Here is a 14051-nt window from a genome sequence, read left to right as displayed (position 1 = left end):
AAGATAGGGGAATTGATTAAGGAAATATTGAAAGAAGTATTTATATTTGTTTCCGGATTAATCATGCAAAGGGACAAAGATGCAAAGATGCAAAGGGACAAAGTTGTTTTTCCATTGTTTCACGCAGATTACAGGGATTTAAGAAGATTTAAAATCCTTTAATTCTTTAATCTGTGGCTATACTATAAAACTCTGCGACTTTGCGAGATCAAAAAGCCCCAATAAATAAACTCAATTACTTATGAAAAAAATCTACTTTGTTTTAGCTTTTGCATTTTTTAATTTACTGACCAGCAACGCTCAGGTTGTAGGCACTGAAGTAGGAGATATTGCTCCGGAAATCGATCTTCCGGATACGAAAGGAAATAACGTTCTGCTTTCTTCTTTAAGAGGAGAATTGGTACTGGTAGATTTTTGGGCATCGTGGTGCGGACCGAGTATTAAGGAACAACCGAAATTGATAAAACTGTACAATACTTATCCGGATAAATTTACGATTTACAGTATTTCAATGGATACCAAAAAACCACTTTGGTTAGCTGCAATTGCGAAACAAAAATTGCCGTGGACACAAGTTAGCGATTTAAAATATTGGAAATCTCCCGTTGTTGGGGATTATATGCTGCAATCGGTACCTTTAAATTTCCTTATCGATAAAAACGGAATTATTGTAGCGAAAAACATTCACGGAAATGCATTGAATGAAATGGTCAAAAGTTTGCTCACGCCACAATAATTTTGGAAATTTCAATAAAAAAATTCCAAATTCCAACCTTACTGTCAGATTGGAATTTGGAATTTGATTTTTGGATTTTTACTTTTTATTCAGTTGAATTTTTCCTGACTCCCCCAAAACTCGTTTTCAGCATTTCCCTAATTTGAAATTGCGTTTTGCTGCGGGTAATATTTTTCCATTCCAGAAAATCAAACAGATGAATTTCATGTGCATAGGGATTAGTAACAAAAAAAAGTCTTGAAATAGAGTACTTATAAGGTTTTATTTCATTAGAAACATGACGATTCGGAACTATAATAAGTATGGTTTCCCATTTCAGGAAATCTTTAGGAATATCTTCTCTCTCGGTTAAGCCAAGCGACTCAAAAAAAGCAACTATTTTCTGATCGTTAAGACTGTTAATCTTCTCGTCAATGCTTTTAAGGGTGCTATGAAGTGTGTTTTCATCTTTTATAACACTCATGATACGTATGGTTTTTTTAATTTAATAAGTAAAATTAAGTTAAAAGAACAAGATTTGGTAAAGAAGCGCTGATAGAATGATTCTAAATTTTTAAGGCCTAATTTACAGAGGCAAATAATATAAAAGATTACCTTTTGATTAAATACTATTATTTTAATCGGTTTAAAAAGAATATTTTTATCGCTGTTTGCAAAACAATTCTGTTAATTTTTATATTTATGAAAACTATTTCTCCTCACGGAATTCTTCTTTACCTTGTTTTTTTATTCTCGTTTAATTCTTTCGGGCAAAATAAATCAGAAAGGGACTTGATTTTGATTGATAAAGGCTGGAGTTTTTCTTTTGGTCATTTGTCTGATACAGAAAAGGATTTCGGACACGCGACAGGTTATTTTTCCTATTTAGCAAAAACAGGATTTGGCGACGGACCAGCTGCACCGGGCTTTGATGACCGCGCCTGGAGGAAACTAGACCTTCCGCATGATTGGGTGGTGGAACAGTCTTTTAGTGAAAAAGCAAGTTTCAGCCACGGATTTAAAGCAGCCGGAAAAGGTTTCCCTGAAAAGAGCATCGGCTGGTACCGAAAAAAAATAGAGATTCCACAATCAGATCTCGGACGTATTATTTCCTTAAGATTTGATGGTGTTTTCAGGAATTCCAAAGTTTGGTTTAATGGGCATTTCCTGGGAACAGAAGAAAGCGGATACAATGGTTTTGAATATGATGTTACGGCATATATTAAGTATGGAGGTGAAAACACAATTGTCGTCCGTGCCGATGCTTCGATGGAAGAAGGATGGTTTTATGAAGGTGGGGGAATTTACAGACATGTGTATCTTCAAAAAACAAATCCGCTGCATGTCATCCAAAATGGAACGTATGTCACCTCTGAAATTAAAAATGATACAGCGGAAGTCAAGGCAGAAGTTACCATTGAAAACAAAGGAAATTATAAGGGGCAGCTTGAAATCGTCCAAAATATCCTGGATGCTTCAGGAAATCAAATCGCAACTGTTTCTGAAAATCCGATCGCACCTGATTTTTATAAAACAGCAAAATATACTTCAAAATTAACAGTGAAGAATCCGTTATTATGGGATATTGATTCACCCCATTTATATCGTCTGGTAACTCAGATCAGGCTAGACGATAAGATTCTGGACCATTATGAAACTTCTTTCGGAATAAGAACGATAAAATTTGATGCTGAAAAAGGGTTCTTTCTGAATGGTAAAAATATTAAACTTCAGGGTACCAATAATCATCAGGATCATGCAGGCGTAGGAACGGCTCTGCCGGATGAATTGCAGTATTTTCGAATTCAGAAACTCAGGGAAATGGGTTCAAACGCCTATCGCTGCTCTCATAATCCGCCCACTCCGGAATTACTGGAAGCCTGCGACAAACTGGGAATGCTGGTCATTGATGAAACGCGACTGATGGGAATTAATGAGTATCATCTAAATGATTTAAAAAGAATGATCGAAAGAGATCGCAATCATCCGAGTATTTTTTGCTGGTCGGTTGGAAATGAAGAATGGAATATTGAAGGAAACAGCACAGGCGAACGTATTACAAATGTCATGCAGGGTTTTGCAAAAAGTATAGATCCTACAAGACCTGTAACGGTTGGAATCAGCAGTGGTTTTAAAAGCGGAATTTCATCGGTTGTTGAAATCATGGGCTACAACTATATTGGAAACGGAGATATTGATGCACACCGAAATGAATTCAGAAAACAGCCCGGAATGGGAACAGAGGAAGGTTCTACTTTTGCGACGCGCGGCATTTACGTTACAGATGATGCAAAACATTATCAGAGTGCTTACGATAAAAAACCGCGCCCGTCTTTTTACAGTATCGAAGAAGGCTGGAAGTTTTATGCAGAACGCCCTTATCTTGCCGGAATGTTTATCTGGACTGGTTTCGATTACCGTGGAGAACCAACTCCGTACGGATGGCCGTCGGTTACTTCTTATTTCGGAATGATGGATGTTTGCGGCTTTCCGAAAGACAATGTGTATTACCTGAAATCATGGTGGGGAAAAGAACCCGTTTTGCATCTTTTACCGCATTGGAACTGGGCTGGGAGAGAAGGGAAGGAAATCGATGTCTGGGCCTATTCTAATTGCGATGAAGTCGAACTTTTTCTAAACAAAAAAAGCCTCGGAAAAAAGAAAATGGAACGTTTGGGACATTTAGAATGGAAAGTAAAATACGAACGGGGAACTCTGGAAGCCGTGGGTTATAAAAACGGAAAAAAAATACTTACTGAGGTTCAGAAAACAACTGAAATAGAAGAAAACATAAAGCTGACTGCCGATAAACAAATTCTTTCTAATGCCGATATCGCTGTGGTAACAGTAGAACTGACAGACAAAAAGGGGCTGCATGTGCCTAATGTAAATGATGAAATTAAGTTTGAAGTAAAAGGAGGAAAGATCATTGGAGTAGGGAATGGTAATCCGACATCATTAGAGAAAGATAAATTTCTGGATGAAATTACGTTGGTTCCTATCACTAATTTTCAGGAAAGAAAAGCAACAACAGCTGACGCTTCGCAACAATTATCAGCCAATACGGAAGAAGGCTGGAAAGAAGCTTTTAAAGACAGGGATTATAAAAATCAGGCTCCATCGTATGCGTACCGCGGTCAGTTTGAGCTGAAAAATAATGCAATAACAAATACAGTTAGTTTCTTTTATAAAAAAATCGGACTCGAGACGACCATTTTTGTCAACGGAAACAGAGTTGCCGCAAGTGCGGAAGATCCTGATAAATACATTTTAAATTCGGGTATCTTAAGACAGGGAAAAAATACAATTCACATTGTTGCCAAACCCCTTCAAAAATTAAAAGACTGGGATGTTATGAATACCGATCCCGGACTGATCCAGATCATAACGCCATCCGAACCGTGGAAACGAAAACTTTTTAACGGATATGCGCAGGTCATTGTCCAGACCGACGGCAGTGGAAATGATGTAGTGATTTCAGCTTCCGCTAAGAATTTAAAGCCCGGAGTTTTGAATATTAGCTTTAGCAAAAAATAATAACAGGCTATCATCAATTTGAATAACAAAAAATGGCTGTAAAATTTAAACTTTTACAGCCATTTTTTTAAGCTTAGACAAAGACTGAGACCTGGGAATGAGACTAATTAACCTCTTTCTTATACCCCAGTTTCCATCCGTTTTTTTCTTTAAAAAACGTTTCGGTTACTGCAACATTTTGGGCGTCTTTACCTTCCAATTTAAGGACTTCAATGTAAGTAAGTACCGCTGTATTTTCATTGGAAAAAACAATCCTGAAATCTTCAGCAGTCCAGGATTCTATTTTAGTTTTCGGATGCGTACTATAACTTTCGATAAATTCATTTTTGTTTAATTCTTTAAGATCAGCGGTTTGTAATATGAAATTGGCTCCTAAAAATTGATTGGTCACATCAGAATTTCCTTTTACAACAGCACTTAATAAATCGTTTTCCTGTTTGGATAAAAGTTTTAATAAAGGTTCCTCCTTAATGTATTTCGTTAATTCATAAGTAGAAATCGGTCCGTTATGTGTAGGATAAATAGTTTTTACCTTATTTTCCAAAGCAATTTTTTCAATCACTTTTAAATTCTCATCCGCCAATTGTTTGTTTTCGTGAAAAAAGTGTTCTCTTACATGATGACCGTCAGGAGCTAATCCCCCTCCCTGGGATTTGAAGGTCCCTAAAAAGGCATCTCCGACAAAAAGATTTTCACCAATCAGAACCAGTAAATCACCCGGTGTATGTCCGCCTTTAATCGGAATGATTTTACCATTTACGCCATATTGGCTAAGATCAATCGTATTTTCAACAACAATGTCCGGAGTAAATGGCAGATAACTTAAATCAGAATAGGGGCGAAGTCGGTTTCCCCAGATGCTGACATCTTCCGATTTTTGCAATTCCGTTTTACCGGAAGTAAATTTTTCTAAATCGCCTTTGCTTCCTGCAATCTTAATTTTGAAGGTCTGTTGTAAAAATCGGGCATTTCCGGCATGATCCCCGTGTCCGTGTGTCACAATGGCCAAAGAAATGTTCTCCGGTTTAAAGCCCAGTTTTTGAATTGAATGTACCAGACTATCCTGATAACCTGCGACTGGAACACCAGTTTCAATTAGCACTAACTTCCCGGAATTACCTTTTAATAAGATAAGCTTCTGAAAAATAATTTTGAATATGATATACCTGGACTTTCTGGTTGTCGTTTTTGTGCTGTGCAACCACAGTAAAAGTTGCGGCAATCAGTAGAAAGAAAAACAATAAAGAAAAGCGTTCTGTATTGTTGGCATAAATTGACTTTTTCATTTTTATAATATTAAAATTAGTTGTCCTTATTGACAATGCAAATCTGGGACAGAATAAGAAAAATAAAAATGAACTGGTTTAGGAAATAAGGTTGAACTGGTTTAACTTTTTGATGTTTTTCCGTTTCGGATTTTGCTGAGGTATTCTGTACTGAAACCCAGATACGAAGCCAGGGCGTATTGTGGAACGCGCTTGGCAATGGCTGCATATTTGCTCATAAACTCATCGTAACGCTCTTCGGCGGTTTTTGTAAAATTAGACAAGAGCCTTTTTTGCTGAAAGGCTAACGAACGCTGGGTAATGATGCGCTCAAATTTTTCCAGTTTTGGAATTTCTTCCAGAAATCTTTGCTCGTCTTCATAGGCAATCTGAATGAGGATGGAATCTTCCAGCGCTTCTACAAATAAAGTGGCAGGCTCCTGATAAATCAGGCTGCTGTAATCGGAAATCCACCAGTCTTCTATGGCAAATGATAACGTATGTTCTTTTCCTTCATTGTCTACCAGATAGCCTCTGAAAGCGCCTTTTACGACATAACTTTTATGCTGGCACACAAAGCCCGGCTGTACGATAAACTGTCTTTTTTTGACCTTTGTAATTTTCAAAAAGCTAGCCAGATGATTTTTTTCATCATCAGTCAGATCAACATATCTGGAAATATAATCTATAACGGGTAGTAAATCCTTCATTTCACAAAGATAAAAGATTATTGATGCAACAGGAAGGATCTGTTTTTATTCTTTAACATTTTGAGAGTAAATTTTTGTTTGAATTTCATAACTTTGCTTCATGAAGGAGAACACTATTTCAGAACCAATTGATTTTAATACTTCTGACTTAAAACTAAAAGGTTTTAAAGTATACGAAGCCGGAAACGACTGCAACGCCATACCGACTTATAATCGCAGGGATTTTTATAAAATCTGTATCAATACAGGTCAGAATATTATTCAGTATGCAGACAGAGGTATTGAAACTGACGGAACTATTTTGTTTTTCGGAAATCCGCACATTCCGTATTCCTGGGAAGTAATATCGGAGTCTTATCATGGTTTTGCCTGTGTTTTTACCGAAGAATTTCTGAAAGTCAATGACCGTTCGGAGAGCCTTCATGAATGTCCGTTGTTTAAAATCAGCGGAACGCCAATCTTTTATTTATCAGCGGAACAAAAAACGTTTCTGACTTCTCTTTTTCAGAAAATGATTGTAGAGCAGGATACCGATTATGTTTTTAAGGACGATTTAATCCGAAATTATATCAATCTGATTATTCATGAATCCATGAAAATGCAGCCTTCGGAAAATTTCTTTAAACATAAAAATGCTTCTGCAAGAATTACATCCTTATTTCTGGAGCTTTTAGAAAGACAATTTCCAATTGAAACTAAAAATCAGCCCCTTGTCTTAAAAACGCCGCAGGATTATGCGCAAAATCTGGCGGTTCACGTCAATCACCTGAATCGTTCGGTAAAAGAAATTACCGGAAAATCTACTACAGCCCATATTACGGAAAGAATTATCAGCGAAGCAAAAGCACTGTTGCAGCATACAGACTGGAGTATCGCAGACATTGGATATTCCCTTGGATTTGAATATCCGAGTTATTTCAATAATTACTTCAAAAGACTTACAGGAACGATTCCGAAGTCGTTACGAATGTAAATTGTTTCAAATTCTTAATTTTTTGTTTGATTTTCATTATTTCTGATCGGATTTACCGTAGTAAATTTGCACTCAGAATACAGAATTATTGATCAGATTTATTACTGGCTAAAAATATATACTTCCATAAGCACACTCTTGCCTGATTTAGTTGCAGTACTGATAATAAAAAAATAAAAGCTTTACCATATTTTAAAGCGAATCGGCAATACTCAATAAATTTTTAAATAGAAAACTAAATTCAATTAATAACTAACTTTATGTCAACAAAATACACCACAGTTACTGAAGAAGGGAAAGTTTCGAATTCGTTTATGACGGGCGATGTTTCTTATAAAAAACAGACCAGCGATATTCATCCCGAAAATACGCTGATCAAAGATGTTGTTTTTGAACCGGGCTCGAGATGCAACTGGCATATCAATTCCAGTTTACAGCTGTTTATCGCGACAGACGGAATCGGTTATTATCAGGAAAGAGGAAAAGGGATGAAACTCATCCATAAAGGGCAGGTACTTACCGTATTGCCCGGTGTAGAACACTGGTATGGGGCAACACCGTTCAGTCGATTTTCCCATATAGCCATCATCACAGAAATAGACAAAGGTAAAGGCACGTGGCTGGAAAGCGTAACCGAAGAGGAGTACAATAGTTTTGGGAAGAGGTACTAAGTTGCTAGCTTAGTAAGGTACTTAGGTTCTAAGTCACTAAGAATCTAAGAGAAAAAAACTCATAACATTAGCATCTAAAAAACAACAAATACCAATTTAGTAAGGCACCGAGGCTCTAAGTCACTAAGACTCTAAGAGAAAAAAACCTCAGAACCTTAGCGCCTCAGCAACTTAGAACCTCTAAAAAAAAAAATAAACCCCTAAACATTTTACTGCTTAGGGGTTCCCCAAAAAAAAAATACCAATACCAATTCTATTTTTTATCTAAGTTTTGCTTAAGCAATTTAGCATGTTCTAAATGTGCTGTTAAACCTGCAATACTATTAGAGGCCCAAACTTTTACATCTTCATCTTTAGCATCTTCAGAGGCTTTTCTTAGCTTATCAATTGCTTTCTCGTGACCATCGATCATCATATCAGCAAATTTTTTGTCAAAATCAACACCTGATTTTTCGTTTAGTTTATTGTATTCTTCCTGTCCTTCTTCAGTTAGAGAAGTTGGAAGGGTGAAATTTTTTGCTTTAGCCAAAGCACTCACTTCTGAAGCAGATTTAGTGTGCTCATCAACAAGCATTTTACCAAATTTTTTCACTTCTATATTAGTGCTTTTTGTCTGAGCCAGTTTTCCGATTTCGATTTCGGCTAAATTCACTTCAGCGATATCTACCAAAAATTCAGAATCGTCCTTTTTATCATCTATAGAGTCAAATTTGGCTTCATTGATATCTTCAGCAACCTCTTTTGGATCTTCTTGCTTAGTTTCATTTTTGCAGGAATTTAGGAATATAATGATTAGTCCGGCGCCTAAAATAACTTTTCCTGCTAGTAATAACTTTTTCATGATTTTATGGTTTAAATGTTATAGTGTAAAATTATTCAGAAAGGCCAGGGAATATTTTACAGCATTTTAGAAAAATGTTACAGGATTTAAATATGGAGCATTTTCTGGCTTTTTTATCTAATAATGAAGGAGTCGGAAAAATCACAAAACAGCTACCTTGTTAATAAACTGTTTGACTTATAGTTAATTATGAAAATTTATTCAAAAATTGTATAACGCAATTGTTTTGATTTATGATCAATTTTGAATTACCATACGTATTATCATTATTCATTAAAACTTATCATCATGCCAGATCCAGTAATTAAAAACGAGGAGCAAGACCAAGCACATTTAAAAAAAGGAAATAGTGAGGAAAAATCAGTCAGCATTGACAATACTCCTGATTCGGAAGTAAGAGGCGGCAGAACTAAAATTTACGAAGAATGGACAAAAGATGAATTGTACCAACAAGCCAAAAAAGTCGGTATTCCGGGTCGTTCTTATATGTCTAAAAAGAACCTTATCAAATCCTTACGCAACAATTAGAATACAAAATTAAATTTCAGGAAATCATATGAATGCTAAAATCGCCCGGGGAGAACTAATGGAGCAATTAATAAAAGCACCGCAATTAGTTTTAGAAAAATTAGATTTAGTTTACGTAAATGATCACACGCTTACGATACAACGTTGTAGGGAAGGCGAGGGTTTCGTATATAAAAAGAATGGCAGAAGCGTTAAAAGGAAAAGTGAATTAAAACGCTTTAACAGCTTAGTGCTTCCGCCTGCCTGGGAGAATGTTAGGATTACAGATTTATCCAACGGGCATCTTCAGGCTGTAGGTACAGATGATAAAAACAGAAAACAATACAGATATCATTCCAAATGGAACCTGGTTCGGAATCAGACGAAATTCTATAAAATAGCCGAATTCGGAAAGTTCCTTCCTAAAATCAGAAGACAGGTCGATTTGGATTTGGAACAAAAAGAATGGAACAAGAACAAAGTCATTGCGCTTGTTATTCGGCTGATGGAAGAAACACATATTAGAATTGGAAACGAAAAATACGCAAAAGACAACAAATCGTATGGGCTTTCGACTTTAAGAAAACGACATATCAATATTGATCGTAATTCGCTTCGGTTTGAGTTTGTCGGCAAAAAAGGAAAACAGCATACCATCACCACCAGAAATAAACAACTGATAAAATTGGTCAGCCGATGTGAAGAAATTCCAGGTTGGGAAGTTTTTAAATACTACGATGAAAATGGCGAACGAAAAGTCCTGGACAGTCATATGGTAAATGAATATCTTCATGAAATATCGGGTAAACATTTTAGTGCGAAAGATTTCAGAACATGGGCAGCATCCCTGATATTTTTTGAAAATTTACTGAATATCGGAATTACTGAGGAAGAAAAAGAAATTAAAAAAAATATTCTGACGGCTATTGACAGTACCGCCGAAGCACTGGGAAATACAAGAAGCGTCTGTAGAAATTATTATGTGCATCCTTTAATTGTAGCCGGTTATGAAGATGGTTCGATCAAAGAATATTTTGATAAAGTCCGTAAAAACAGAAGCAATCAAAAATATTTTTCACGTTCGGAAGTTGTTTTTTCTGAATTAATCGGAAGCTTTCAACCCGAATTTTCAAACGGATTGAGCTAAAAATTGATTGGATTGAGTTAAAGAATACGTGTAAAAAACAGCAATTTTGATACTATGACAAGGAGTTCAGATTGGAGAAAAAAAGCGGCACATATATCTTTTTGGTAAATGTGTCGTTTTAATTTAAAACAAAATTATAAAGTTATGGGAACTAAAAGTGGTGCTTATCAGGATGTATATATCAAAAGAGAGGATGAAATGGTAAGTTTGAAAAACGATGTAACCGATTTTTGTGAAAAGTACATCAAACCTGTTCATCCCGATAATTGGGACTGGTCGGTACGGGATTTCGAAAATCCGGATAACGATCCTACAATTGACGAAGCAAGAGCGATTGCAGCTGTTGTTTATAACGATTTAAATAAAAACATAGAAACCGATGTTGATCTGTCAACGATGAACAATGTCGAAGCCATTAAAGCCTATTTAAATCCGAATAGCAAACACGAAAGATTTAATATGGAAGAATTCGCTTTTGCCTTAAAAGTGGAATTAGAACACGGAAGGATAAAGGATGTCAATGTAACCAGCAATCATCCGTTTCTGACTGCCATGATCGCACTTGCCCATATGACCGAAAGCCTGACCTATTACAAAAGATTAGCCGTAATGGAAGCACAGGGTGAAATTTATGAAATCATGCGTAAAATCGAAAGTTCCACTACAGGAAAAGAGGAATGGTATAAAGAATTAGGCAAAGCCGAACAGGAACTAAACGAAGCCAGATCAGGTCTTGCAGAACGTTTAGAAAGAATGGACGATATTCCTCCTTTGGAAAAAATCGGGGATTAGGTTTTTATAAATGGTCGCAGTTTTAATGCGACCATTTAGGTAATGTCTTTGCGTAAATTATTTTAGTATTTCTCATAAACAGTATATTTGGGTTTGTAGTTAATTTTTTCGGGCAACGGCTCATCATTAAAACTGAATATACGAAGTTCCAGTTTGTCAGCACCTTTATTTATAAGCCTTTCTTCGATATCAGCCATAAGAACTCTCGCAATACCTTTTCTCCTAAAATTAATGTCTACTGTAAAATAAAGAATTTCTCCTACCGTCTGATCTTTTAAAAGTAAATTGGCTTTGATAATTAGTAATTTTCCTAAAGCAAATGCAATAATTTTCCCCTCTATTTCTGCAACTATTAAAAGTAAAGTACTGCCCGTTTTGAAAACTTCCCCGAATATTTTTTTATAACGTTCTTCAGGAATAGAAGTTCTTAAATCTTTATTTTTTTGACTATGCTTAGCATCCAGTTCAGCAAAAAGAGGCAGGATTTGACTAATATCTTTTGTTTTGGCCAATCTAATTTTCATTTTTTATAATTTCGGTTAAAGTTGTTTCTTCGAGCTCAAGGCATTTATTGTAAATATTCTGGGTAAGATTTGTTTTTTCATTTAAAGATTTAAAAAATAAATCTTCTGTTTCGGCATAATCCTGAAACAAAATTTTTTGAGCATACAGTAACATTTCCATTCTGTTTAGTTTTATTCTTAAAAGATTAGTTCTTAAATTCTCAAGTCCCAGACTGTATTGCAGATCATTTATTTCTTCATGTAAAAGTGAAATACGCTCTATATTTAAAGTTTTTTCTTGTTCTAAATTCAATATCTCAACATCATATTGAGTTCTTGTCAACTCTAGCTCCATGCGTTTTTTTCCAAAATCTAAAACCGGAAAATTTAATGCGATGGAAAAGTTTTGGCTCTCATTTGGATTCTGAAAAACAGTTGTATACTTATCTGATGTATTATTAAAGCCAGCCCCTATAGATAAGGTTGCGGCGTAAAACCTGTTTCTTTCTAGTTGTTTTATATTTTTCTCATAACTCAATAAATTGTTTTTCTCAACGATATTGTAAACATCAAGGTAATTGTTTATATAAAAATTCAGTTCTTTTAGAGCAATATTGGTGGTTGGAATTGCCATTGAATCGGTTTTATTAAAAAGCTCCTCTTTGAAAAAAGTATTGACACTCTGTATTTTTAAGATTTCTGACTTATCCAGAAACCTTAAATTTTTTTGTTCATTGAGTAATTTCAATTCAACGTCTATGGAATCGGATGCTATAGCTTTTCCTGCCTTGATAAGTCTAAAGATATATTTTTTATACTTATTGGTTGCCTCAATTCTTTTTACCAGCAGGCTTTCTTCATTTTTAATCCTGAGTAATTCAAAATAATGTTTGATTGCTTTTTTCTTAATGCCAATACGATTTCTGATGTCAATAATAGTATTGTATTCAAATTTTGCATCCTGTATTTTTTTATCCCATTTCATGGCATTAAAAAATGTCAATGGCTGAGACAGGTTAAAGCCCAGCCAAGATGCCGAGTATGAGGTTGAGTTTTGGGTGTCTCCAAATAAATCCAATCGATTTAGCGAGTTAGAAATGGTTAGTTTTCCTCCTGTAAACGGGATTTTTTGCGATACCGACAAACTAACTTTTGAATTAGCAGAATTAGATTCCTTAAAAGCATAAGTACCATCTGGCTGTGTAATCTCAGTGATTGAACGATTATAACTGGGAAATGAAAAATTTAAGCTTACTTCAGGTAAAAAACCTTTATTAAATAGGTCATTCTCATTTTTATTAATTTTGATATTCTTGACATTTTTTGAATTTTCTAGTGAGTTTTCTGAGTTATTTATAAAATCATCAACATGAAATGTCTTTTGGGAAAATACATTTAAACTCACTAAAAGTAATGAACTTGTAAAAATTGTTCTAAACATAATCAGACATTAAAAAAAACAGGATATTGCTATCCTGTTTTTAATTTCAAACATTAAAAATAGTTAGTAAATATTAGTGTAGCTTCAGATTAAAAAATCACTTAACCCCTTATACAAAATCATTGATAATCATATATTTTTGATTGTTTATCTGCACAAATAAAAATTTAGTAATCTTGCAATAACAAACATTCCGCCGCAAAACAGACTAAATAAAATAATACAAATCAAAAAAAAGTAATTTCTGACAGGTTTGTCTTTTTTTAGTTCTATTGTAGAAAACATGGGTTTTAAAAATTTCTTAGTAAATGAAAGATAGGCGAATATGAATGTTGCCATAAATACATATGCCACAGGTCTATTTCCTTTTATATCAGTATGTAAGTTCAAAATACATTTAAAAATGACAGAGACAACTATACAGAACATAAAAATACTAGCTCCTATAATGTTTCTAATCGCTATGTATGCATACCTTTTAGCTGTTTCTTCATCATAATTCTGATTGTAAAAATAATCGTTAAGTAATTTTTCGTAAAACAAAAGCAATTTTGATTTCATAGTCTGTGTCTATATAATAAATCAATCCGATGATGAGATTGTTTTTTCTTCTTATATTACCCACACAAATAAATAGTTAACACCCTTCCTAATACATACATTCCTCCACCATATAAACCAGCCAAAATAAGTGTAATTACAAAAAAATGATCTTTTGGAGGCTTTTCTTCTTTAAGTTCTAGGTTATCAAATATCGGTTTTAAAAACTTCTTAGCGAGCAACAGATAATAATATATAAAAACACCACTGATAACATAAAGTACTGGTCTGTTTAAGAATTCTATTTTCAACTTAAAAATGCAGGTAATAACTGAAAAGATTACTACTGAGGACATGTAAATTACAGCTCCTATAAAATTTCGTACTGCTGAATAGGCATATCTTTTTG

15 protein-coding genes are annotated in these 14051 nt (G+C 34.7%); 7 read left to right on the top strand and 8 right to left on the bottom strand.

What is annotated here, in order from left to right; translation table 11 throughout:
• The first annotated feature begins 241 nt into the window (after positions 1-241).
• Entirely contained in the window at positions 242-736 is a 495-nt protein-coding gene (locus tag HAV12_RS15120; RefSeq protein WP_171570391.1) for a TlpA disulfide reductase family protein, read from the top strand.
• Between the two features lie 85 nt (positions 737-821).
• On the opposite strand, the gene HAV12_RS15115 is transcribed toward HAV12_RS15120, so the two are convergent.
• On the bottom strand, positions 822-1199 hold the full coding sequence (locus tag HAV12_RS15115) for a hypothetical protein (protein WP_132033734.1): 378 nt from the start codon (positions 1197-1199) through the stop codon (positions 822-824).
• A gap of 218 nt (positions 1200-1417) precedes the next feature.
• Here HAV12_RS15115 and galA point away from each other — a divergent pair, with 218 nt between their 5' ends.
• Positions 1418-4252 carry a beta-galactosidase GalA gene (galA, locus tag HAV12_RS15110; protein WP_171570390.1) on the top strand — a complete coding sequence of 945 codons (2835 nt, stop codon included), beginning with the start codon at positions 1418-1420 and terminating at the stop codon, positions 4250-4252.
• A 103-nt stretch (positions 4253-4355) separates the two neighbouring features.
• Here galA and HAV12_RS15105 read toward each other — a convergent pair whose 3' ends face one another.
• The 3 genes from HAV12_RS15105 to HAV12_RS15095 all read right to left on the bottom strand — a co-directional run bounded on the left by HAV12_RS15105 (position 4356) and on the right by HAV12_RS15095 (position 6227).
• Positions 4356-5354, bottom strand: a complete 999-nt coding sequence (locus HAV12_RS15105; protein WP_171570389.1) for an MBL fold metallo-hydrolase — start codon at positions 5352-5354, stop codon at positions 4356-4358.
• Between the two features lie 13 nt (positions 5355-5367).
• Positions 5368-5538 (bottom strand): hypothetical protein, encoded by a 171-nt coding sequence (locus tag HAV12_RS15100; protein WP_171570388.1) that lies wholly within the window; start codon positions 5536-5538, stop codon positions 5368-5370.
• A 101-nt stretch (positions 5539-5639) separates the two neighbouring features.
• Positions 5640-6227, bottom strand: a complete 588-nt coding sequence (locus tag HAV12_RS15095; protein ID WP_171570387.1) for a Crp/Fnr family transcriptional regulator — start codon at positions 6225-6227, stop codon at positions 5640-5642.
• Positions 6228-6327: 100 nt separating this feature from the next.
• On the opposite strand from HAV12_RS15095, the gene HAV12_RS15090 reads away from it, so the two are divergent.
• Together HAV12_RS15090 and HAV12_RS15085 are read left to right on the top strand one after the other, a co-directional pair.
• Positions 6328-7200: an AraC family transcriptional regulator gene (locus HAV12_RS15090; RefSeq protein ID WP_171570386.1), complete on the top strand. Its 873-nt coding sequence runs from the start codon at positions 6328-6330 to the stop codon at positions 7198-7200.
• A 260-nt stretch (positions 7201-7460) separates the two neighbouring features.
• Entirely contained in the window at positions 7461-7871 is a 411-nt protein-coding gene (locus tag HAV12_RS15085; RefSeq protein ID WP_132033744.1) for a cupin domain-containing protein, read from the top strand.
• A 253-nt stretch (positions 7872-8124) separates the two neighbouring features.
• Here the strand turns inward: HAV12_RS15085 and HAV12_RS15080 are convergent, their stop codons facing one another.
• A complete protein-coding gene (locus HAV12_RS15080; RefSeq protein WP_171570385.1) occupies positions 8125-8712 on the bottom strand; it encodes a DUF4142 domain-containing protein in 588 nt (195 codons plus the stop codon).
• A gap of 288 nt (positions 8713-9000) precedes the next feature.
• Here HAV12_RS15080 and HAV12_RS15075 point away from each other — a divergent pair, with 288 nt between their 5' ends.
• From HAV12_RS15075 to HAV12_RS15065, 3 genes are all read left to right on the top strand, one after another.
• Complete coding sequence (locus HAV12_RS15075; RefSeq protein WP_132033748.1) at positions 9001-9240, top strand: Rho termination factor; 240 nt, start codon at positions 9001-9003, stop codon at positions 9238-9240.
• Positions 9241-9268: 28 nt separating this feature from the next.
• The gene (locus tag HAV12_RS15070; protein ID WP_171570384.1) at positions 9269-10366 is read left to right on the top strand and encodes a DNA topoisomerase IB; all 1098 of its coding nucleotides are present in this window, start codon (positions 9269-9271) and stop codon (positions 10364-10366) included.
• A 144-nt stretch (positions 10367-10510) separates the two neighbouring features.
• On the top strand, positions 10511-11158 hold the full coding sequence (locus tag HAV12_RS15065) for a DUF5661 family protein (protein ID WP_171570383.1): 648 nt from the start codon (positions 10511-10513) through the stop codon (positions 11156-11158).
• A 62-nt stretch (positions 11159-11220) separates the two neighbouring features.
• Here the strand turns inward: HAV12_RS15065 and HAV12_RS15060 are convergent, their stop codons facing one another.
• From HAV12_RS15060 to HAV12_RS15050, 3 genes are all read right to left on the bottom strand, one after another.
• Complete coding sequence (locus HAV12_RS15060; protein ID WP_205423323.1) at positions 11221-11670, bottom strand: GNAT family N-acetyltransferase; 450 nt, start codon at positions 11668-11670, stop codon at positions 11221-11223.
• 1 nt (position 11671) lies between these two features.
• Positions 11672-13102, bottom strand: coding sequence for a TolC family protein (locus HAV12_RS15055; protein ID WP_171570381.1), 1431 nt, complete (start codon positions 13100-13102; stop codon positions 11672-11674).
• Positions 13103-13719: 617 nt separating this feature from the next.
• Positions 13720-14051 (bottom strand): hypothetical protein (locus HAV12_RS15050; protein ID WP_205423322.1); only part of this gene is annotated, 332 nt, incomplete at its 5' end.

Source organism: Flavobacterium sp. CLA17, assembly GCF_013112255.2.
GTDB lineage: Bacteria > Bacteroidota > Bacteroidia > Flavobacteriales > Flavobacteriaceae > Flavobacterium > Flavobacterium circumlabens.
This window is presented reverse-complemented; position numbering and strand designations above follow the sequence as displayed.

Bases quoted from the DNA above. Each gene is read 5' to 3' on its own strand.
- HAV12_RS15085 (WP_132033744.1), top strand. From the start codon at position 7,461: ATGTCAACAAAATACACCACAGTTACTGAAGAAGGGAAAGTTTCGAAT.
- HAV12_RS15120 (WP_171570391.1), top strand. From the start codon at position 242: ATGAAAAAAATCTACTTTGTTTTAGCTTTTGCATTTTTTAATTTACTG.
- HAV12_RS15065 (WP_171570383.1), top strand. From the start codon at position 10,511: ATGGGAACTAAAAGTGGTGCTTATCAGGATGTATATATCAAAAGAGAG.
- galA (WP_171570390.1), top strand. From the start codon at position 1,418: ATGAAAACTATTTCTCCTCACGGAATTCTTCTTTACCTTGTTTTTTTA.
- HAV12_RS15095 (WP_171570387.1), bottom strand. From the start codon at position 6,227: ATGAAGGATTTACTACCCGTTATAGATTATATTTCCAGATATGTTGAT.
- HAV12_RS15055 (WP_171570381.1), bottom strand. From the start codon at position 13,102: ATGTTTAGAACAATTTTTACAAGTTCATTACTTTTAGTGAGTTTAAAT.
- HAV12_RS15070 (WP_171570384.1), top strand. From the start codon at position 9,269: ATGAATGCTAAAATCGCCCGGGGAGAACTAATGGAGCAATTAATAAAA.
- HAV12_RS15080 (WP_171570385.1), bottom strand. From the start codon at position 8,712: ATGAAAAAGTTATTACTAGCAGGAAAAGTTATTTTAGGCGCCGGACTA.
- HAV12_RS15090 (WP_171570386.1), top strand. From the start codon at position 6,328: ATGAAGGAGAACACTATTTCAGAACCAATTGATTTTAATACTTCTGAC.
- HAV12_RS15100 (WP_171570388.1), bottom strand. From the start codon at position 5,538: ATGAAAAAGTCAATTTATGCCAACAATACAGAACGCTTTTCTTTATTG.
- HAV12_RS15115 (WP_132033734.1), bottom strand. From the start codon at position 1,199: ATGAGTGTTATAAAAGATGAAAACACACTTCATAGCACCCTTAAAAGC.
- HAV12_RS15075 (WP_132033748.1), top strand. From the start codon at position 9,001: ATGCCAGATCCAGTAATTAAAAACGAGGAGCAAGACCAAGCACATTTA.